The 18,674-nt window shown below is 73.3% G+C and carries 19 protein-coding genes; 6 read left to right on the top strand and 13 right to left on the bottom strand.

Annotated elements, in window-relative coordinates; genetic code table 11:
• Positions 1–35 precede the first annotated feature (35 nt).
• Together leuA and ACFYXU_RS15585 are read left to right on the top strand one after the other, a co-directional pair.
• On the top strand, positions 36–1,769 hold the full coding sequence (gene leuA, locus ACFYXU_RS15580; RefSeq protein ID WP_389406671.1) for a 2-isopropylmalate synthase: 1,734 nt from the start codon (positions 36–38) through the stop codon (positions 1,767–1,769).
• Positions 1,770–1,912: 143 nt separating this feature from the next.
• Entirely contained in the window at positions 1,913–2,758 is an 846-nt protein-coding gene (locus ACFYXU_RS15585) for an ABC transporter ATP-binding protein (RefSeq protein ID WP_376517322.1), read from the top strand.
• Here the strand turns inward: ACFYXU_RS15585 and ACFYXU_RS15590 are convergent.
• Complete coding sequence (locus ACFYXU_RS15590) at positions 2,724–3,104, bottom strand: MerR family transcriptional regulator (RefSeq protein WP_329852911.1); 381 nt, start codon at positions 3,102–3,104, stop codon at positions 2,724–2,726. The genes ACFYXU_RS15585 and ACFYXU_RS15590 overlap by 35 nt on opposite strands.
• Positions 3,105–3,167: 63 nt before the next feature.
• Here ACFYXU_RS15590 and ACFYXU_RS15595 point away from each other — a divergent pair, with 63 nt between their 5' ends.
• Positions 3,168–4,454, top strand: a complete 1,287-nt coding sequence (locus ACFYXU_RS15595) for an MFS transporter (RefSeq protein WP_389457979.1) — start codon at positions 3,168–3,170, stop codon at positions 4,452–4,454.
• An 80-nt stretch (positions 4,455–4,534) separates the two neighbouring features.
• Here the strand turns inward: ACFYXU_RS15595 and ACFYXU_RS15600 are convergent, their stop codons facing one another.
• The 5 genes from ACFYXU_RS15600 to ACFYXU_RS15620 all read right to left on the bottom strand — a co-directional run bounded on the left by ACFYXU_RS15600 (position 4,535) and on the right by ACFYXU_RS15620 (position 9,010).
• Positions 4,535–5,362 carry a hypothetical protein gene (locus tag ACFYXU_RS15600; protein ID WP_389406673.1) on the bottom strand — a complete coding sequence of 276 codons (828 nt, stop codon included), beginning with the start codon at positions 5,360–5,362 and terminating at the stop codon, positions 4,535–4,537.
• On the bottom strand, positions 5,362–6,636 hold the full coding sequence (locus ACFYXU_RS15605; RefSeq protein WP_329852913.1) for a VWA domain-containing protein: 1,275 nt from the start codon (positions 6,634–6,636) through the stop codon (positions 5,362–5,364). Before ACFYXU_RS15605 ends, ACFYXU_RS15600 begins: the two co-directional genes overlap by 1 nt.
• A 382-nt stretch (positions 6,637–7,018) precedes the next feature.
• On the bottom strand, positions 7,019–7,735 hold the full coding sequence (locus ACFYXU_RS15610) for a flavodoxin family protein (RefSeq protein WP_389406674.1): 717 nt from the start codon (positions 7,733–7,735) through the stop codon (positions 7,019–7,021).
• A gap of 169 nt (positions 7,736–7,904) precedes the next feature.
• Positions 7,905–8,159 carry a DUF6296 family protein gene (locus tag ACFYXU_RS15615; RefSeq protein WP_389406675.1) on the bottom strand — a complete coding sequence of 85 codons (255 nt, stop codon included), beginning with the start codon at positions 8,157–8,159 and terminating at the stop codon, positions 7,905–7,907.
• A gap of 56 nt (positions 8,160–8,215) precedes the next feature.
• Positions 8,216–9,010: an N-formylglutamate amidohydrolase gene (locus ACFYXU_RS15620; protein ID WP_389406676.1), complete on the bottom strand. Its 795-nt coding sequence runs from the start codon at positions 9,008–9,010 to the stop codon at positions 8,216–8,218.
• 193 nt (positions 9,011–9,203) lie between these two features.
• On the opposite strand from ACFYXU_RS15620, the gene ACFYXU_RS15625 reads away from it, so the two are divergent.
• Positions 9,204–9,758, top strand: coding sequence for an HPP family protein (locus tag ACFYXU_RS15625; RefSeq protein WP_376517212.1), 555 nt, complete (start codon positions 9,204–9,206; stop codon positions 9,756–9,758).
• Between the two features lie 25 nt (positions 9,759–9,783).
• Here the strand turns inward: ACFYXU_RS15625 and ACFYXU_RS15630 are convergent, their stop codons facing one another.
• From ACFYXU_RS15630 to ACFYXU_RS15660, 7 genes are all read right to left on the bottom strand, one after another.
• Positions 9,784–10,212, bottom strand: coding sequence for an ATP-binding protein (locus tag ACFYXU_RS15630; protein WP_389406677.1), 429 nt, complete (start codon positions 10,210–10,212; stop codon positions 9,784–9,786).
• A 170-nt stretch (positions 10,213–10,382) separates the two neighbouring features.
• On the bottom strand, positions 10,383–11,279 hold the full coding sequence (thpD, locus tag ACFYXU_RS15635; RefSeq protein WP_361402874.1) for an ectoine hydroxylase: 897 nt from the start codon (positions 11,277–11,279) through the stop codon (positions 10,383–10,385).
• Between the two features lie 49 nt (positions 11,280–11,328).
• On the bottom strand, positions 11,329–11,733 hold the full coding sequence (locus ACFYXU_RS15640; protein WP_361402871.1) for an ectoine synthase: 405 nt from the start codon (positions 11,731–11,733) through the stop codon (positions 11,329–11,331).
• 26 nt (positions 11,734–11,759) lie between these two features.
• Positions 11,760–13,046 (bottom strand): diaminobutyrate--2-oxoglutarate transaminase, encoded by a 1,287-nt coding sequence (ectB, locus tag ACFYXU_RS15645; protein ID WP_376517218.1) that lies wholly within the window; start codon positions 13,044–13,046, stop codon positions 11,760–11,762.
• A gap of 55 nt (positions 13,047–13,101) precedes the next feature.
• On the bottom strand, positions 13,102–13,647 hold the full coding sequence (ectA, locus tag ACFYXU_RS15650) for a diaminobutyrate acetyltransferase (protein ID WP_329852922.1): 546 nt from the start codon (positions 13,645–13,647) through the stop codon (positions 13,102–13,104).
• Positions 13,648–13,981: 334 nt separating this feature from the next.
• Positions 13,982–14,785 (bottom strand): endonuclease I family protein, encoded by an 804-nt coding sequence (locus tag ACFYXU_RS15655; RefSeq protein WP_389406678.1) that lies wholly within the window; start codon positions 14,783–14,785, stop codon positions 13,982–13,984.
• A 396-nt stretch (positions 14,786–15,181) separates the two neighbouring features.
• On the bottom strand, positions 15,182–15,646 hold the full coding sequence (locus tag ACFYXU_RS15660) for an Lrp/AsnC family transcriptional regulator (protein ID WP_367826392.1): 465 nt from the start codon (positions 15,644–15,646) through the stop codon (positions 15,182–15,184).
• A 118-nt stretch (positions 15,647–15,764) separates the two neighbouring features.
• Between ACFYXU_RS15660 and ACFYXU_RS15665 the strand changes: the two genes are divergently transcribed.
• Together ACFYXU_RS15665 and ACFYXU_RS15670 are read left to right on the top strand one after the other, a co-directional pair.
• Entirely contained in the window at positions 15,765–16,886 is a 1,122-nt protein-coding gene (locus ACFYXU_RS15665) for an asparaginase (protein ID WP_389406679.1), read from the top strand.
• 320 nt (positions 16,887–17,206) lie between these two features.
• On the top strand, positions 17,207–18,640 hold the full coding sequence (locus ACFYXU_RS15670; protein WP_376517227.1) for an aspartate ammonia-lyase: 1,434 nt from the start codon (positions 17,207–17,209) through the stop codon (positions 18,638–18,640).
• The last annotated feature ends 34 nt before the right edge of the window (positions 18,641–18,674 follow it).

Consider the following 18,674-nt stretch of genomic DNA (forward strand, 5'->3'; position numbering starts at 1 on the left):
GTCTGAGGAGCTGAGGAGTGGATACGGTACCGGCCATGATCCGCAATCCACAGCGCCCCGGACCCATGCCGTACCACCGCTACCGCCCCTACCAGGACCGCGTCCACGTCCCCGAGTTCGACCGCCGCTGGCCGTCCGCCCGCCTGGAGCGCGCCCCGCTGTGGGTGCCCGTCGACCTCCGCGACGGCAACCAGGCCCTCGCCGAGCCCATGGACACCGACCGCAAGCACCGCTTCTTCGACCTGCTCGTCCGCACGGGCTTCAAGGAGATCGAGGTCGGATACCCCTCCGCCAGCCGCACCGACTTCGACTTCGTCCGCCACCTCGCCGGGCTCGTCGCCTCCGGCGCCGTCCCCGAGGACGTCACCCCGGTCGTCTTCACCCCGGCCAGGCCCGATCTCATCGAGCGCACCTTCGAGGCCGTCGACGGCCTGCCCCGCGCCGTCGTCCACCTCTACATCGCGACCTCGCCCGTCTGGCGCGAGACCGTCCTCGGCCGCGACCGCGCCGAGGTCCGCCGCACCGTCCACGAGGCCGCCACGCTCATGGCCCGGCTCGCCGAGGCCCGACCGGGCGCCGACATCCGCTTCCAGTTCTCCCCGGAGACCTTCAACCTGACCGAGCCGGACTACGTCCTGGAGCTCTGCGACGGCCTCACCGCCCTCTGGGACGCGAGCCCCGACCGGCCCGTCACCCACAACCTGCCCGCGACCGTCGAGATCGCCACCCCCAACGTGTACGCCGACCAGATCGAGTACATGCACCGTCACCTGGCCCGCCGCGACTCCGTGATCCTCTCCGTCCACCCCCACAACGACCGGGGCACCGGCGTGGCCTGCGCGGAACTCGCCGTCCTCGCCGGCGCCCAGCGCGTCGAGGGCTGCCTCTTCGGCAACGGCGAACGCACCGGCAACGTCGACCTGGTGACCCTCGCCCTCAACCTCTACGCCCAGGGCGTCGACCCCATGCTCGACCTCTCCGACATCGACGCCGTCCGCGACGTCGTCGAGCACTGCAACCGGCTGCCCGTGCACCCCCGCCACCCCTACGCGGGCGACCTCGTCCACACGGCTTTCTCCGGCACCCACCAGGACGCCATCAGCAAGGGCCTCGCCCGGCACGCCAAGGACGCCGCCGAGGCGGGGATCCCCCCGGAGCTCGCCCCCTGGAACGTCCCCTACCTGCCGCTCGACCCCGCCGACCTCGGCCGTGGCTACGAGGCCGTCATCCGGGTCAACTCTCAGTCCGGCAAGGGCGGTGTCGCCCACCTGCTGCGCACCCACCACGGTCTGGACCTGCCGGAGCGGATGCGCCCGGACGTCTCCCGCGCCGTCCAGGCGGTCACCGACGGCAGCGGCCGCGAGGCCACGCCCGACGACCTCCACGCCCTGTTCCGCGCGGTCTACCTCGCGCCCGGCCGGGGCGCCGGCCCCGTCGCCCTGGAGTCCTGGAGCACCGACCGCGACGCGGACGGCGGCCACCGCTTCAGCTGCGTCCTGCGCGTCGGCGACCGCACCGCTCCGGCGGAGGGCCGGGGCAACGGACCCCTCTCCGCCCTGGCCGACGCCCTCACGCGCGCCGACGTCCCCGTCGACGTGGTCGACTTCGCCGAGCACGCGGTCACCACGGGCAGCGCGGGCGAGGCCGCCGCCTACGCCGAGTGCCGGGTGGGGGACCGCACCGCCTGGGGCGCGGGCGTGGACACCTCCGTCCTCACCGCCTCCGTGCAGGCCGTGCTCTCCGCCGTGAACCGGGTGTACGAGACGTGAGCCGGCCCCCGCGCACGCCCGCGCCGACGCCCACGTCCGTACGAACCGCCCTGGGCGCGGTGGAGCCTCCGCGCGCCGAGGAGGCACTGTACGCCGGTGAGGCGCCGCTCGCCGTGCAGCCCCCGCGCGCCGCGGAGTACGTGGTGGAGCCCCCGCGCCCGCTCGCGCCGCCCGTGCTCCATGCCGAGTCCGTCACCGTCGTCCGTGAGGGGAACCCCCTCCTGAGCGACATCACGCTCACCGTCCGGCCCGGCGAGCACTGGGCGCTCCTCGGGGCCAACGGCGCCGGGAAGACCACGCTCCTGGGGCTGCTCGGCGCGCAGACCCATCCGACGCGCGGCCGGGTGGAGGTCCTGGGTCGCCGGCTCGGCAGCGTGGACCTGCGGGAACTGCGCACCGCCCTCGGTCACGTCACGCCCCGCCACCCGCTGCGCTCCGCCCTCGCCGTCCGCGACGTCGTCCTCACCGGAGCCGTCGGTTCCGTCGAACGGCCGCCCCGCTGGACGCCGAGCCCCGCCCAGGAGGCGCGGGCGGACCGGCTGATCGCCACCCTCGGGCTCGCCGGGCGGAGCACCGCCCGCTGGCCCACGCTCTCGCAGGGCGAGCGCGGCCGGGCCCTGATCGCCCGCGCCCTGATGCCCGAGCCGAGGCTCCTGCTGCTCGACGAGCCCGCCACCGGACTCGACCTGCCCGGCCGCGAACAGCTCCTCGACGCACTCGACACGCTGGGCGAGGAACACCCCGACCTCGCCACGGTCCTGGTCACCCATCACCTGGAGGAGCTGCCCTCCGGCACCACCCACGCCCTGCTCCTGCGCGGGGGCCGGGCCCTGGCGCGGGGGGCCGTCGACGAGGTGCTCACCGGGGAGCTCCTCGGCGCCTGCTTCGGCCTCCCGCTCGCCGTGGAGCGGCACGGCGGCCGGTACGCCGTACGGACCGTACGCCCCCGGCGGGCTACGCCGGCGTCCCCGCCGCCGGCTTCTCCCTGACCGCGTCCAGATACTCCGCCACCGCGTCCCGGTTCCGGGTCAGACACCGGATCCGGTCGGTCATCCGGTCCCGCTCGCCCTCCAGAGTGGCCAGCATCTCCGGGGTCGCGTCGGGGAAGTGGATCGTCCGGGGCTTGTTCAGACACGGCAGGATCTGCTTGATGATCCGGGTCGGCAGACCCGCGTCGAGCAGGCCCCGGATCTGCATCACCCGGTCCACGTTCGACTCGTCGTAGACCCGGTAGCCGTTGGGCAGCCGGTCCGCGACGATGAGAGCCTGCTCCTCGTAGTAGCGCAGCAGCCTGCGCGGTGTTCCGGTGCGCTCGGACAGCTCGCCGATCCGCATGGAAAGCCCCCTCCAGGGAATCGCTTGACCCTCACACCAATGTGAGGGTTCGAGCATACGGACATGACCCACGACCCGACAGGGGCGGCCGGTCCCGCCACCCCCGCACACCCCGAATCCCGCGCCGCCGCGACAGCCGATCACCCCGAACCCCACCCCGCCTCGACGCCCGCGCACTCCGAACCCCGCCCCGCCTCCGGGCGGTTGCCCCTCCCCGCGCTCCTCGCCCTCGCCACCGCCGTCTTCGTCACCAGCCTCACCGAGACCCTCCCCGCGGGGGTCCTGCCCGCCATGAGCGCCGACCTCGGCGTCGGCGAGGCCGCCATGGGGCAGTCCGTCACCGGCTACGCCCTCGGGACGGCCCTCACCGCCGTCCCGCTGGCCGCCCGCACCGCGGCCTGGCCCCGCAAGCGGCTGCTGCTCACCTCCATGGCCGGCTTCGCCGCCGCCAACACCGTGACCGCCGTCTCCTCCTCGTACGCCCTCACCATGGGCGCCCGGTTCCTCGCCGGCGTCGCCGCGGGCGTCGCCTGGGCCCTGCTCGCCGGTTACGCCCGCCGCCTCGCTCCGCCGCATCTCCAGGGCCGCGCCGTCGCCGTGGCGATGACGGGCATCCCGCTCGCGCTCTCCCTCGGCGTCCCGGCCGGCACCTTCCTCGGCGAGGCCGCCGGCTGGCGGACGGCCTTCACCGCCATGACCGTGATCGCCGTCGTGCTCCTCGGCTGGATCGCGGTCGCCGTCCCCGACCTGCCGGGCGAGCCGCGCGGCGGACGCGCCCCGGTCGCCCGCACCTTGAGGGTCCCCGGGGTCCTCCCGGTCCTCGCCGTCACCTTCACCCTGGTGCTCGCGCACACGGTGCTCTACACCTACGTCGCCGCCTACCTGGACCACCGCGGGCTCGGCGGCGCCACCGGCCTCGTGCTGCTGGTCTTCGGCGGGGCCTCGCTCGTGGGCATCTGGTTCACGGGCCGTCACATCGACCGCAGGCTGCGGACGCTGACCCTCGCCGGATCGCTCCTCTTCGCGGTCGCCGTCGCCGTGCTCGCCGTCCCCGCGGCGGGCACCGCACCGGTGCTCGTCGCGGCCGCCCTCTGGGGCTTCGGCTGGGGCGGCGCGCCCACCCTGCTCCAGACGGCCGTCGCCGAGGCGGGCGGGGACGACGCGGACACCGCGCAGACGATGCTGGTCAGCCTCTGGAACGCGGCCATGGCGGCGGGCGGCGTCGCCGGCGGCCTGCTCCTCGACGGGCTCGGTGCCGGGGCCCTGCCCTGGAGCGTCCTCCTGCTGCTCGTCCCGGTCGTGGCCCTGGTGACCGGAGCGCGCGCCCACGGCTTCCCGGCCCGGGGATGACCCCCGCCTGTCCCGCCGGACGCACCGAGGCCCCCACCGCGCGCGGTGGGGGCCTCCGTACGTCTCGGGGCGCTAGCGGGTCAGACGGTCGGCGGCACCCGGGACGGGCGGCCGGAGCCGCGCGTCAGGACGTAGCCACCGATGCCGGCGAGCGCCGCCAGGACGCCGCCGGCCAGGGTCCAGACCCAGCGGTCGGACCACCAGCCGGAGGACCAGCCGTCCTCCGGGGCCGCCGCCTTGACGGCCGTGGTCCGGCCCGCGTCCTCGTCGGCCTTCGCCTGATCGGCGGTGGTCGCCCCCGGCACCAGCGGCGCGGCGAGCGAGCCGTCCGTGGCGTAGGCGCCGCCCTTGTCGAGGACGTCGGCACCGATCCGCGCGGTGAACGGCTGGCCGAGGTCCTCCTCCGGAAGCCCGGAGACGGTCAGCCGGACGTAGTAGCTGCCGGGCAGCGGGTCGTTCGCCCAGGCGTCGGCCGAGGCGCGGACCGGGCGCAGCACACAGGCCAGCTCCACGGTCGCGGCCTCCTTCGCCGCCGTACGGGACTGCATCCCGTACATGCAGGGCTGGCGCCGCCGCAGTCCGTCGTACACGTCGACGCGCCAGGTGGCGGGACCGTGCCGCAGCGCCGCGTCGGGCAGCGTGACCGTGGCCCTGACCGTCGGCCGCTCCCCGGTGTCCGCGGGGAACACCCAGTACAGGTAGTCGCCCGCGGCGGCCTGCGCGGTGGCCTGCTGCCCGGGGAGGAAGCGGGCGGCGGTACGGAAGGTGGTGCCGGCCTCGGTGGGGCCCGCTCCCTCGGAGGGGGAGGCCGAGGCGCTGGGGGAGTCGGCCAGGGCGGCCGGGGCGGCGAGACCGAGCAGGGCGGCGCCGGCGAGCGCGGCCGTGGCGAGCATCCGAACAGTACGCATCAGTGGGTCCTCCAGACAGCGAAGCGCCAGCGGGACAGCCAGCCCCAGAGCAGACCGGCCAGGAAGCCCACGAGCACCAGCGTCCCGAGCAGCCACCAGCCGCGGCCGAGACCGAAGGAGGCGATGTCCGAGGCCGAGGAGGGGCCGTCGACGACGTCCACCGTCAGCTCGACCGGCATGCCCGGCGTCGTCTTGACCGACGGGGGCGCGGAGAAGGAGTTGCTGACCTGGAGGCAGACGGTCTCGGCCGCCGGCTTGGCGTCCCCGGGGCCGTCGTCGAGCTCAGGCTTGGGGTAGCGCAGCCCGGTCGATATGACGTCCGTGCGTCCGTCGCCGGCCTCGGAGCCGCGGACGATCTCCCGGCCGTGGAGCGTGACGGCGCGCAGCAGCACGCCGTAGTCGTCGTTGACGGCGCGGTCGGCCGACACGCTGACGGAGGCGCGGAGTTCCTGGCCGGGCAGAAGGTCCACCCGGTACCAGCGGTGCTCGCCGAAGGACTCGCGGTCCGTGTACAGGCCGGGCTTCAGCTGCGGAGCCTTCTCACAGCGCTCCGCGCCCCGGGTGGCCACGGGGGTGACGACCGGGTCGGCCGCACGGTCCACCAACTGCTTGACCCTGCGGGAGAGTTCCTCGGTGCGGTGGACGGAGGTGTACGTGCCTCCGGTGGCCTCCGCGATGCAGGTCAGCTGCTGCCGGGTCTTGGCGTCCGGCACCAGACCCAGGGTGTCGATCACGAGGTGGATGCCCTTGGCCGCGATCTCCCGCGCCACCTGGCACGGGTCGAGCGGGGCGCAGGTGTCCTCGCCGTCGGTGATGAGGACGATCCGCTTGGTCGCCCCGTCCTCGCCGAGGTCGTCGGCGGCGCCGAGCAGCGCCGGGCCGATCGGCGTCCAGCCGGTCGGGGCGAGGGTGGCGACGGCGGTCTTGGCCTCGGTCCGGTCGAGCGGCCCGACCGGGTACAGCGAGCGGGTGTCCTTGCAGCCGCGCTTGCGGTCGTTGCCGGGGTAGTCGGCGCCGAGCGTGCGGATGCCGAGCCGCACCTCCTCGGGCACCGCGTCCAGGACCTCGTTGAAGGCCTGCTTGGCGGCGCTCATGCGGGACTTGCCGTCGATGTCCTTGGCCCGCATGGAGCCGCTGACGTCGAGGACCAGCTCGACCTTGGGGGATTCCTTCGCCGCCGGCTCGTCGGCGGCCGCGCCCGTCGGCAGGAGCGCGACGCTCAGGGCGGCGAGCAGCGCGCAGGCCCCGGTCGCCAGCCGTTTTCTCGTGATCATCGCCGGATCGTATTGATGATCGTGCGACAAACCAAAACGGGGGTGGGGGCCGGGACCTGAGGGAGGGTCGGCGAGGACGGGCCGGGTCACGCCCCCCGGCTGTTGACGAAACCGATGAGACAGGCGCCCCACCAGCCGGTCTGGCTCACCGTCGCGGCCACGCCCGAGAGGACGAGCAGCCGCCGTGGGACGGCGCCGCCGCGGTGGGGTTCCAGGAGCCGGCCGAGACGGTGCGCCCAGAGGCCGTTGAGGGTGACGGCGACGACGAGGCCCCTCTTGACCAGGGTCAGCGGGGAGCGGATCGGGGACGCACGTCATCCACCCACCGTCGGGGGCCGGCGACGCGCGGGCGCCGGGGTGGTTCGTCCGCTCCGGTGCGTGTCTAGCGGTGCTCGGGGTTCTCGAAGTCGAAGCGGCAGCCGGCGTCCCATTCGGAGCGCTGGTTGCCGTGGGCCGGGACGCCGCCGGCGTCCTTGAGCATCCTCGCCAGGTGGAGCTGGTTCCAGGTCATGAAGGTGGTGTTGCGGTTGGTGAAGTCGTTGTCCGGGCCGCCGGAGCCGGGGTCCAGATACGACGGCCCGGGGCCGGCCGGGCCCACCCAGCCGGCGTCGGCCTGCGGTGGGATCACGTAGCCGAGGTGCTGGAGGCTGTAGAGGACGTTCATCGCGCAGTGCTTCGCGCCGTCCTCGTTGCCGGTGATCAGGCAGCCGCCCACGCGGCCGTAATAGGCGTACTGGCCCTGCTCGTTCAGGATCGACGAGCAGGCGTACAGCCGCTCGATCACCTTCTTCATCACCGAGGAGTTGTCGCCCAGCCAGACGGGTCCCGCCAGGGTCAGGATGTCGGCGGCCATCACCTGCGAGTAGATCACCGGCCACTCGTCCGTCTCCCACCCGTGCTCCGTCATGTCTGGCCAGACACCGGTCGCGATGTCCAGGTCCACCGCCCTGAGCACCTCGACCCGCACGCCCTGGCGCTCCATGATCCCGGTGCTGATGTCGATCAGCCCCTGGGTGTGGCTGCGTTCCGGAGAGCGCTTCAGGGTGCAGTTGATCACCAGCGCGCGCAGGTCGGCGTACGACGTCGTCGGGTCCGGCACGGAATCCTCCTCGCTACGCTCCGGACACGGGCGCACCGGAGGCCTCCGGGACAGCTCAGCAGGACCGGGCCCCGGGCGCTCGTGGAGCTGGGCCGGTCGCCTGACGGACCGGTCGGACGGTCCCGGAGCGCCGGGACCGTCCGACCGGTCCGTGGGGGCCCGCGCGGCCTCAGCCCGCCGGCTCCTCCGGGCCCGCCTCGGGGAGCGGGCGGGCCCGTACGCTCTGGGAGGGCTGCTGGTGGCCGCCCGAGGCGAGCACGCGCACCTCGTCCCGGTCGCTGATCTCGGCCCGGATGATGCCGGTGGCGTCGGAGTAGACCGGATGGCCACCGGACCCCTTGAGCTGGGTGCGCTCCACGATCACGACGTCCTCGGCCGAATCCGTGCCGCCGGAGAACACCAGTTCGTAACGGAGTGGGTTCATCTGGCCTATTTTACGCTGATCGGGCATCCATACCTTTTCGGGCCGGGCGGGCCCGCTCAGGCCACCGCGTCGACCAGAGCCGCCAGGGCCAGCCCCAGGGCCTCGGCGCCCGGACCCGCGGGGCCGCCGGGCTCGCCCATGTACAGGTCGCGGCGGATCTCCACCATCAGGGCGCTCACCCGGGGGTCCCGGCCGTAGTGCTCCAGCGGCACGTACGTCCCGGCGAAGGGGCTGTCCGTCCCGACACCGCCGAAGCCGCCGAACGCCCGCCGGGCCGCTTCGAGCAGCGCGGGCGGCGTGTGGAACGCGTCCGTGCCGAGACAGACGGGCGGCCGCGGGCCGTCGCCGTGCAGCTCGTACGGCAGCCGCCCGCTCGGATACGAATGGACGTCGACGATCACCACCCGTCCCGCGACGGCCAGGCGCTCCGCCACGACGTCGGTCATGGCCCGCGCGTACGGCGCGAAGTACCGGTCGAGCAGCGGGCCCGGATCGAAGCCCTCGGGCCGCAGCGGCGCCCGGTGCGCGGTGCGGGTGTACACCGCGCCCATCCCCACGGACAGCATCTCCTCGCGCTCGTCCGGGAACCGCTCCGGGTCGACCACGAGCCGGGAGAGCCGGTTCACGAACCGCCAGGGTGTCGAGCCGGCCGCCGCCGAGGCCACGGCGGCGATCTCCGCCGTGTGGGCGTCCGTGAGGTGGTCCAGCTCGCGGGCCAGCTCCCCGTCGTCGAGGAGGATCCCCTCGCGGACGTCCCGAGGTATCTCGCGCGAGGAGTGCGGGACGTGCAGCAGGACGGGGGAGTCCGGCGCCCCGGGCAGCAGACGGAACGGTGGCGTGGTGTCGGTCATGGGTCGATCCTGCCCCCGACCCCGCCGTCCCCGTGGCGAAACCGCTGGTTAAAGTGGTGCGAGGTCGCGCCGCCGCACCAGGACCAGGCGTGAGAACGGGCCGACTGTCGACCACAGGGACCCGAACGGCCGCCTCCTTCCCGTCCCTGTCCCGCCCGGCCCACGGCCGCCCGCCCCGGAAAATCGCGCCCCCATGAGCACCGACGCCGCACCGCGCCCCGACACCGCCCCCGCCTCCCGGGGGCCGCGCCCGCCCTGGATCGCCGGGCGCGCCCCGGCCCGGCCCACGCCCGGCGCCGCCTTCCACAGCGTCAGCGCCGCGACCGCCGCCCTGCTCGGGCTCGTCGCCCTCGGGGCCCTCATCCACGAGCCGGTGCTCATACCGCCGCTGGCCGCCAGCGCCGCGCTCGTGCACTGCGCCCCCGCGCTGCCCCTGGCCCAGCCCCGCAGCGTGATCATCGGCCATCTCCTGGGCGCCGCCGCCGGGTACACCGTGGCGGCCGTCGCCTCCCACGGCAGCGCCTGGGCCGCGGCGGTCGCCGCCGGGGTCACCCTGGCCCTGACGACCCTGGCCCGCACCCCGCACTCGCCGGCCTGCGCGACCTCCGTCGTGATCGTGCTCCAGGCCCCCGCGCCCGGCCGGTTCGTCCCCCTGCTCTTCGGCGCCACGGTGCTGCTCGTCCTCACCGCGTACGCCGCCTCCCGCATCCGCCGCGCGGCACCGAGGTACCCCGCCTACTGGTGGTGAGCGCGCCGGCGTCCGGCCGTGCCGCTCAGCGGTCGACCGCCACCGCCGCGTGCACCGTCTTGCCGTCCGGCCGGGTGTCCACCGTCACCTCTCGGCACAGGCGCAGCACGATCGGCCAGCCGAAGCCGCCCGGCCGCAGGGCGTCACTGAGGTCGTGGCTCGGCGGCTCGTCGCTGGCGTCGGCCACGGAGACGGTCACCCGGTCGCGGCCGACGGCTATCCCGAACGAGGTGAGTCCGCCGCCGTGCCGGTGCGCGTTCGTGACCAGCTCGGACGTGACCAGCAGCAGGTCCTCGACCTGGGAGGTCCGCAGGGAGCCGAGGGCCGCGAGCGTGCGGCGGACCAGCTGCCGGGCCTGGGCCGGAGTGAGCAGCCGCGCAGGTCCGGGGTGCCTCTCGATGATGCGGGGGACCGCGACGGACGTGCGGGTCCTGGTTTCGCTCGGGTGGTTCATCACGAGTCCCTTTCTTCCCGATGTGTCTGGGGTGATGGGATTCACCTGCCCGGTCAGGGCGCAGTGATGCCTGTACCCCGGAGCCGGTGTCGGCTCCGGGGTACAGGCATCGGGGTACGGGCTCCGGAGCCGAAGCCCGGAGCGGGTGCGCCCGTGGGCGCCGTCGCCGGTCAGTCCAGGTCACCCGGGCGCGCGGCGACGAAGGAGGGGCGGCGGACCGGGGCGGCGAAGGGCGCCTCCGGCGCGTTCTCGACGCTGTTGAAGACCAGGAAGACGTTGCTCCGGGGGTACGGGGTGATGTTGTCGCCCGAACCGTGCAGGGCGTTGCAGTCGAACCAGGTGGCCGATCCCGCCGGACCCGTGAAGTGCCGGATGCCACAGGCGTCGGCGAAGGTGGTGAGCGCCTCCTGGGACGGCGTCCCGGCGTCCTGCATCCGCAGCGACTTCTTGTAGTTGTCGTCGGGCGTCTCGCCGGCGCAGCCCAGGAAGGTGCGGTGCGAGCCCGGCATGATCATGAGGCTGCCGTTGGTGGTGTGGTTCGGGGTCAGCGCGATCGAGACCGAGACGGTCCGCATCCGGGGCAGGCCGTCCTCGGCGTGCCAGGTCTCGAAGTCGGAGTGCCAGTAGAACCCGCTGGCGCCGAAGCCGGGCTTGACGTTGACCCGTGACTGGTGGACGTAGACGTCGGAGCCGAGGATCTGGCGGGCCCGCCCGGCGATCCGGGGGTCCTCGGCCAGCCGGGCGAAGACCTCGCTCATCCGGTGCACCTCGAAGACGGAACGTATCTCCTGCGAGCGGGGCTCGACGACGGCCCGCTCGTCCGCCCGTACGGCCGGGTCCGCGACGAGCCGGTCCAGCTCGGCGCGGAGCGCGTCGACCTCGTCCGGGGTGACGAGCTCGTCCACCGTGACGAAGCCGTCGCGGTCGTACTCCTCCAGCTCCCGGGCCCAGAAGGGGCCTGGAGTGCCGGGCTCGGACCACACCACGGGGTCCTTGCGGCCGATGAGCTCCTCGCGGGCGCCACGGGTGGGGTAGAGGTCGACGGGACGGGTGGGTGCGGAGACCATGCGGTGGGATGCCTTTCTTGCGCGTACGGATCGGGTGGGGAGCCGGCCGTCAGGCCTGACCGGGTTCCGTCAGGAGCGGGTAGACGCCGTTCTCGTCGTGGTCCTCGCGGCCGGTGACGGGCGGATTGAAGACGCACAGGCAGCGGAAGTCCTGCTTGACCTTGAGCGTGTGGCGTTCGTGTCCGTCGAGCAGGTACATCGTTCCGGGCAGGATCGTGTACGTGCGTCCTGACTCGTGGTCGGTGAGCTCGGCCTCGCCGGCGGTGCAGACGACCGCCTCGACGTGGTGGGCGTACCACATGGAGGTCTCTGTCCCGGCGTAGAGCACGGTTTCGTGGAGGGAGAAGCCGACCTGCTCGCGGGCGAGGACGATGCGCTTGCTCTCCCAGGTCCCGGACGCGGACTTCACGTGCCGGTCGGTGTTCTCGAGTTCGTCGAAGGAGCGGACGATCATGTTCGGTGACCTTTCCGTGAGGGTGATCAGGCGGCGCGGCGGAGGGCGGCGTGGCGGACGGCCCGGGCCAGGATGCCGAGGCCCTCGTCCAGCTCGTCGTCGGTCGCGGTCAGCGGCGGCAGCAGCTTGACCACCTCGCTGCGCGGCCCGGAGGTCTCCAGCAGCAGGCCGGTCTCGAAGGCCCGCCGGCACACGGCTCCGGCGCGCTCCCCGTCGGCGAACTCCAGCCCCCAGACGAGGCCCCGGCCGCGCACGGTCAGGCCGGTGTCCTCGTCGCCGCCGCACAGGTCGAGCAGGGCGCGCTCCACCCGCTCGGCGCGGTCGAGGGTGCGCCGCCGCAGGGCGTCGTCGCGCCAGTAGGTGTCGAGGGCCGCGGTGGCGGTCACGAAGGCGGGGTTGTTCCCGCGGAAGGTGCCGTTGTGCTCGCCGGGCTCCCACACGTCGAGCTCCGGCCGGAAGAGGCAGAGGGACATGGGCAGTCCGTAGCCGCTGATCGACTTGGACAGCGTGACGATGTCGGGCGTGATGCCCGCCTCCTCGAAGGAGAAGAAGTCGCCGGTGCGTCCGCAGCCCATCTGGATGTCGTCGACGATGAGGAGCATCCCGTGCCGGCGGCAGAGTTCCGCCAGGCCGCGCAGCCACTCGGCCCGCGCGACGTTGATGCCGCCCTCGCCCTGGACGGTCTCGACGATCACGGCCGCCGGCTGGTCGAGGCCGGATCCGGCGTCGTCCAGGAGCCGCTCGAACCAGAGGAAGTCGGTGACCTGGCCGTCCAGGTAGTCGTCGAAGGGCATCCGGGCGGCGTGGTGCAGCGGGACGCCCGCTCCGGCGCGCTTGGCGGCGTTGCCGGTGACGGCCAGCGAGCCGAGGGACATGCCGTGGAAGGCGTTGGTGAAGGAGACGACCGTCTGGCGTCCGGTGACCTTGCGGGCCAGTTTGAGGGCCGCCTCCACCGCGTTGGTCCCCGTGGGGCCGGGGAACATCACCTTGTAGGGCAGGGCGCGGGGCTCCAGGACGGTGCTGCGGAAGGTCTCCAGGAAGTCGCGTTTGGCCGTCGTCGACATGTCGAGGCCGTGGGTGATGCCGTCGTCGGCGAGGTAGTCGAGGAGGGCGCGCTTGAGCGCCGGGTTGTTGTGACCGTAGTTGAGCGAGCCGGCTCCGGCGAAGAAGTCCAGGTACGGGCGGCCGTCCTCGTCGTAGAGGCGGCTTCCGGAGGCGCGTTCGAAGACGACGGGCCAGGCGCGGCAGTAGCTGCGGACCTCGGATTCGACGGTCTCGAAGACGGAGGGGGCGGCGATGTCGGTCAGGGTCACGAAGTCTCTTCTCCTGGATGCGGTGCGGGTGGAGTGACGAGGGGGTGGGGGCGGCTCAGGACGCCGGAGGCGCGAGGGGGCCGATGCCGTAGAGCACCTCTGCCTCGTGGCCTGATCCGGGGAAGGCGGTGGCGGGGAAGAGGACCTCGCGTGTCAGGTCCGCCCCGTGCCGTCGGGCGTACGACCGGAAGAGCCGGTCGGACGCCTCGTTCCCCGGAGTGACGGTCGCCTCCACCCGGTCGAGTCCGTGCTCGGCCGCCACTCGGGCGGACAGAGCGTCGAGCAGGGTCCCGGCTACCCCGCTTCCGCGGTGCGAATCCTGCACGGCGACCTGCCAGACGAAGAGCGTCCCCGGCGCGTCGGGTCGCAGGTAGCCGGTGACGAAGCCGACGGGCCGTCCGGAGTCGTCACGGGCGACGGCGGTCGTGTCGGCGAAGTCGCGGCACCACAGCAGGTAGCTGTACGGCGAGTTGAGGTCGAGGTCTCCCGAACCGCGGGCGATCCGCCAGAGGTCGGCGCCGTCCGCGATCTCGGCGGGTCCGACGGAGACGCCGCTGGTCGTGGTTGTCCTGGTCGTGGTTGTCAGGGAGGCAGTGGTCATGGGCGCCGAAGTTACCGACCGGATCGCGGAACTTCCTCGGTCAGGGATCTTGATCGGCGCCCGGGAGGTGTGATAGGTGCACCGACGTGTTCTGTGGCGAGAAAGCGTCGCTCGGGGTGCGGAAAAGGGGGGCATAGAGCCCCAAAGTGACCGTTTATAACGGACGGATAACGGCTTCGCGTTCGCCTGACGGGCCTGTCAGAAACGTGAGACGATCCCCGATTTTGCGTTTGAAGGTGCCTGAAGCGGTCAGGCGTAGCGGCCTGTCGCACGGACGGGGCCGGGCCGGATGCGTCGCATCCGGCCCGGTTCCGTCACGTCCGCCGCGCGGTGGCTACCAGATCGCCTCGACCCACTCGGGGTGGTCGATGAAGGGGTTCCGGTTGCCCTGGTAGGTGGAGTAGATGACGTCGTTGCGGCGCTCCTCGAAGGCGCTCGGCGGGTCCTGCTCGTTCCACTGCTTCAGGACCGACAGGCGCCCGTGGAAGGCGACGCTGCCGTTGGTGGACGACTCGTTGGGCTCCAGGTCGGGGAAGCCGTCGCCGCCCTCGTAGCGGACCGCCATGTAGAGGATCATGCGGGCCACGTCGCCCTTGTCGGCGTCGCGCGGCTCGAAGGAGTCGCTGTCGGTGTAGCTGCCGGGCGCGCCGCTCACCGCGCTGCCGCCCTTGTCCCAGTCCTTGTTGCCGCGGGTGCTGTTGACCTGGACGTCGCAGGCGCGCAGGTGGTGCAGGTCGGTGCCGGGGCCGGCCGAGGTGCCGAAGTTGCCGTGCGACTGGGCCCAGGTGTGCTCGCGGTTCCAGTCGCCCACGGCGCCCCCGTTCAGGGACTTGCTGCGGGAGGTGCCGCTGTAGAGCAGGATCACGTTGTTGGTGTTGTTCGGGTCCTGGTCGGTGTTCTTGAGCGCGTTCCAGACGGCGTCGTACGAGATCTTGCTCTGGCTGCTGATGATGGTGTGCAGCGAGGACTTGAGGCTCGTGCCGGTCTTGCCCATCGCGTTCTTGTAGTACGTGGCGTCGTACGCGGTGGTCGTGGCGCTCGCGGGAGTCGCGGTGACCGCGGGGAGCGTGATGCCGACGAGGGTGGCGGCGACCGCCGCCGCCCACACCTTCCATCTGCCGATCCGCACAACGGACATGGGGGGCCCTTTCCCGGGGACGGCACGCGCGGGACGGCGGGCGGCGGCTCGACACCGCTGCTGTCTACGCGTGTTGACTTCGTGTCACCGGGAGGGTGGCACACGTCAGGTACCTGTCATGTAACGAGGAGAAGGCTGTTCCATGACGTTCTGGCATAGGGCGCAACCGCGCCCGCCCCGCACGTCCGGCGGTGTCCGCGCCACACGTCCAGCCGTGTCCGCCCCGCCCGTCCAGTCGTGTCCGCGCCGGACGTGCGATCGCGTCCGCCCCCGACGCGCAGTCGCCCCCGCCCTGCCGCGCGGCCCGGACGTGGGATCGTGTCCGCCCCGACGAGCAGCCATGCCCGCCTCCGACACGCGGTCGCGTCCACCGCCCCCGCCGCGCGGCCCGGTGCCTCAGGTGCCCCGGACGTCCACCGGCATCCCCTTCGGCTCCTTGATCCGCTTCATGATGATCTGCGAGTTGACCTCGGTCACCCCGGCCAGGGTCGTCAGCCGCTCGATCCACAGCCGCTCGTACGCCGCGAGGTCCGCCACCGCGATCCGCAGCAGGCAGCCGGGGCTCCCGAACAGCCGGTACGCCTCGATGACGTCCGGCACGTCCTGGAGCGCCTCCTCGAAGGCCTCCACCGTCTCCCGGTCCCGCCGCACCTCCACCGAGACGAGGACCTCGAAGCCGCGCCCCACCGCCGCCGGATCGATGATCGCCCGGTAGCCCTGGATCACCCCGTCCTGCTCCAGCTGGCGCACCCGGCGCAGGCAGGGGGAGGGGCTGAGCCCGACCCGCTGGGCCAGCTCCTGGTTGCTCAGCCGGCCGTCGTTCTGAAGCTCGCGCAAGATGTGGAGATCAATCCGGTCCATGGCGCAATTATCTACCACGATGAAACAAACCAGCGGCTGATTTCGCAATCGCCTTGCGCGCCCCCTGTCCTATCGTTGCGACCGCAGCAGACATGAGTACGGAGTGAGGACGGCAGGCATGAAGCGGACCAACGACGGGGGAGCGCGCCGGATCGTCGTCATCAGCACCGGCGGCACGATCGCCAGCCGCTGGCAGGGCACCGGCTACGCGGCCGACGCCTCAGGCGACGACGTGCTGGCCACCGCGCCCCTTCCCGAGGGCGTCTCCGTCGAGGTCGTCGACCTGTTCAACGTGAACAGCTCGCGCATGACCTCGGCCCATCAGCTCGCCCTGCTGCGCACCGTCCACGAGACCCTCGCCGACCCCGGCGTCGACGGCATCGTCGTCACCCACGGCACGGACACCCTGGAGGAGACCGCCTTCCTCCTGGACCTGCACCACGCCGACTCCCGCCCCGTCGTCCTCACCGGTGCCCAGCGGCCCTTCGGCACCGGCGACGGCGACGGACCCGGGAATCTCTACGACGCGCTCCAGGTCGCCGCCTCCGTCCGCGACCTCGGCGTCCTCGTCGTCTTCGACGGCCGGGTGCACGCGGCGCGCGGCACCGTGAAGACCCGGACGCTCGCCGCCGACGCCTTCTCCGACCCCTCAGCCGATCGCCTCGGCCGCGTCGGGTTCTCCCGTGTCACCATCGAGCGGCAGCCGGAGCGCCCCGCCCCGCTGCCCCTGCCCGCCGCCGCGCGGACCGCGAACCCCGGCGCCACCGGCCCCGACGCCGCCCCGCTGCCCCGGGTCGACATCGTCACGCACCACTCCGACGGCGACCCGCTGCTCCTGAACGCCGCCGTCGCCGCCGGCGCCCGGGGCATCGTCCTCGTCGCCACCGGAGCGGGCAACGCCACCCCCGAGATCGCCGACGCCGTCGCCGGAGCGGTCGCCCGGGGCGTCCTCGTCGCCGTGACGACCCGCGTCCCCTCGGGACCGCTGGCCGAGATCTACACCGGTGGCGGCGCGGTCGACCTCGTCGCCTCCGGGGCCCTGCTCACCGGCACCCTCCGCGCCGGACAGGCCCGCGTCGCCCTCCTCGCCACGCTCCTCGCCGAGGACTCCGTCGGCGCGGGCGACCCGGCCCGCGCCACCGCGCTGCTGCGGCGCCTCCTCGAGGGACCGGTCCGCGTCGAGCCGGCCCTCGCGACCGGCGGCTCCCGGTCCGCCTCGGCGGTCGCCGCCCGCGCGTAGCGCCCGCGGCACCCCCAGAACCCCGGCTCGCGGGCGGAACCCCCCCCCTCCTGCCCGCGAGCCGGACTCCACCCCCTCGTCGGCGTCCCGCGCCTGCCCGGCCGCTCCGCCGTGCCCGCCGTCGGCCGCAAGCCGGCGCCGGAGCGTCGGCCCTCCCGTCCGGCCCCAGCGCCCGCAGGCCCGTCGCCGTGCACGGCCCCTCCCGCGCGCCCGCGTACGGAATACCGCGTGCGCGGCCGTCCCGCGCGCCCCTGGGCCTCCCCCGTACCACCGCCCTCCCTCGGCACACCCCTCCCTCCCCTCCCCAAGGACGGCCCCTCATGGTTCCCGCACCGGCCCCGTACGACGTCCCCGTCCGCACCGAGCACGACCTGCTCGGCGACCGGGACGTTCCCGCAGACGCCTACTGGGGCGTCCACACCCTGCGCGCCACCGAGAACTTCGCCATCACCGGCACGCCCCTCTCGGTCTACCCCCTCCTGATCGACGCGCTCGCCGCCGTGAAGGAGGCCGCCGCCCGGGCCAACGAGGAGCTCGGCCTCCTCCCCGCCGACAAGGCCGCCGCCATCGCGGAGGCCTGCCGGGAGATCCGTACGGGACGACTCCACGACCAGTTCGTGGTGGACGTCGTCCAGGGCGGGGCGGGCACCTCCACCAACATGAACGCCAACGAGGTCGTCGCCAACCGGGGGCTGGAGCTCCTCGGTCACGCGAAGGGCGACTACGGCCGCCTCCACCCCAACGAGGACGTCAACCTCGGCCAGTCCACGAACGACGTCTACCCCACCGCGATCCGCATCGCGGCGATCGGCGCCGCCCGCGAGCTCCTGAAGGCCATGGCCGTCCTCCAGGACGCCTTCGCGGCCAAGGCCCTGGAGTTCCGCGAGGTCGTGAAGATGGGCCGCACCCAGCTCCAGGACGCGGTGCCCATGACACTGGGGCAGGAGTTCTCCACGTACGCCGTGATGCTGGAGGAGGACCGGGGCCGGCTCGCCGAGGCGATCGAGCTCATCCACGAGATCAACCTCGGGGCCACCGCGATCGGCACCGGCCTCAACGCCGCCCCCGGCTACGCCGAGACAGCCCGCCGCCACCTGGCGGGCCTGACCGGCCTGCCGCTGGTGACCTCCGCCAACCTGATCGAGGCCACCCAGGACTGCGGCGCCTTCGTCCAGCTCTCCGGCGTCCTCAAGCGCATCGCGGTCAAGCTGTCCAAGACCTGCAACGACCTGCGGCTGCTCTCCTCCGGGCCGAGGGCCGGGCTCGGCGAGATCAACCTGCCGCCGGTGCAGGCCGGTTCCAGCATCATGCCCGGCAAGGTGAACCCGGTGATCCCCGAGGTCGTCAACCAGGTGGCCTTCGAGGTGATCGGCAACGACATCACCATCACCATGGCCGCCGAGGCGGGACAGCTACAGCTCAACGCCTTCGAGCCGATCATCTTCCACGCCCTGTCGAAGAGCCTCCTCTCCCTCCGCGCGGCCTGCGTGACCCTCGCCGAGCGCTGCGTCAGCGGCATCACCGCCAACACCGAGGCGCTCCGGGCCGCCGTGGAGAACTCCATCGGCCTCGCCACCGCGCTCAACCCCCACCTCGGCTACACCGCCGCCACCGCCATCGCGCAGGAGGCGCTCGCCACCGGCCGGGGGGTGGTGGAGCTCACCGTGGAGAAGGGCCTGCTGCCCGCCGAGCGGCTGGCCGAACTGCTCACCCCCGAGCGCCTCACCGGCGCCCCCGGCCCGGCCCTCGCCTGACAGGGCGTCCGGGGCGTAGCACAGGCGATCAAGA

It is taken from the genome of Streptomyces sp. NPDC002232 (assembly GCF_042890295.1).
GTDB lineage: Bacteria > Actinomycetota > Actinomycetes > Streptomycetales > Streptomycetaceae > Streptomyces.

Excerpts from the sequence above, each read along its gene's own strand:
- leuA (WP_389406671.1), top strand. The coding sequence starts at position 36 with ATGATCCGCAATCCACAGCGCCCCGGACCCATGCCGTACCACCGCTAC.
- ACFYXU_RS15590 (WP_329852911.1), bottom strand. The coding sequence starts at position 3,104 with ATGCGGATCGGCGAGCTGTCCGAGCGCACCGGAACACCGCGCAGGCTG.
- ACFYXU_RS15595 (WP_389457979.1), top strand. The coding sequence starts at position 3,168 with ATGACCCACGACCCGACAGGGGCGGCCGGTCCCGCCACCCCCGCACAC.
- ACFYXU_RS15600 (WP_389406673.1), bottom strand. The coding sequence starts at position 5,362 with ATGCGTACTGTTCGGATGCTCGCCACGGCCGCGCTCGCCGGCGCCGCC.
- ACFYXU_RS15605 (WP_329852913.1), bottom strand. The coding sequence starts at position 6,636 with ATGATCACGAGAAAACGGCTGGCGACCGGGGCCTGCGCGCTGCTCGCC.
- ACFYXU_RS15615 (WP_389406675.1), bottom strand. The coding sequence starts at position 8,159 with ATGAACCCACTCCGTTACGAACTGGTGTTCTCCGGCGGCACGGATTCG.
- ACFYXU_RS15620 (WP_389406676.1), bottom strand. The coding sequence starts at position 9,010 with ATGACCGACACCACGCCACCGTTCCGTCTGCTGCCCGGGGCGCCGGAC.
- ACFYXU_RS15625 (WP_376517212.1), top strand. The coding sequence starts at position 9,204 with ATGAGCACCGACGCCGCACCGCGCCCCGACACCGCCCCCGCCTCCCGG.
- ACFYXU_RS15630 (WP_389406677.1), bottom strand. The coding sequence starts at position 10,212 with ATGAACCACCCGAGCGAAACCAGGACCCGCACGTCCGTCGCGGTCCCC.
- thpD (WP_361402874.1), bottom strand. The coding sequence starts at position 11,279 with ATGGTCTCCGCACCCACCCGTCCCGTCGACCTCTACCCCACCCGTGGC.
- ACFYXU_RS15640 (WP_361402871.1), bottom strand. The coding sequence starts at position 11,733 with ATGATCGTCCGCTCCTTCGACGAACTCGAGAACACCGACCGGCACGTG.
- ectA (WP_329852922.1), bottom strand. The coding sequence starts at position 13,647 with ATGACCACTGCCTCCCTGACAACCACGACCAGGACAACCACGACCAGC.
- ACFYXU_RS15655 (WP_389406678.1), bottom strand. The coding sequence starts at position 14,785 with ATGTCCGTTGTGCGGATCGGCAGATGGAAGGTGTGGGCGGCGGCGGTC.
- ACFYXU_RS15660 (WP_367826392.1), bottom strand. The coding sequence starts at position 15,646 with ATGGACCGGATTGATCTCCACATCTTGCGCGAGCTTCAGAACGACGGC.
- ACFYXU_RS15665 (WP_389406679.1), top strand. The coding sequence starts at position 15,765 with ATGAAGCGGACCAACGACGGGGGAGCGCGCCGGATCGTCGTCATCAGC.
- ACFYXU_RS15670 (WP_376517227.1), top strand. The coding sequence starts at position 17,207 with ATGGTTCCCGCACCGGCCCCGTACGACGTCCCCGTCCGCACCGAGCAC.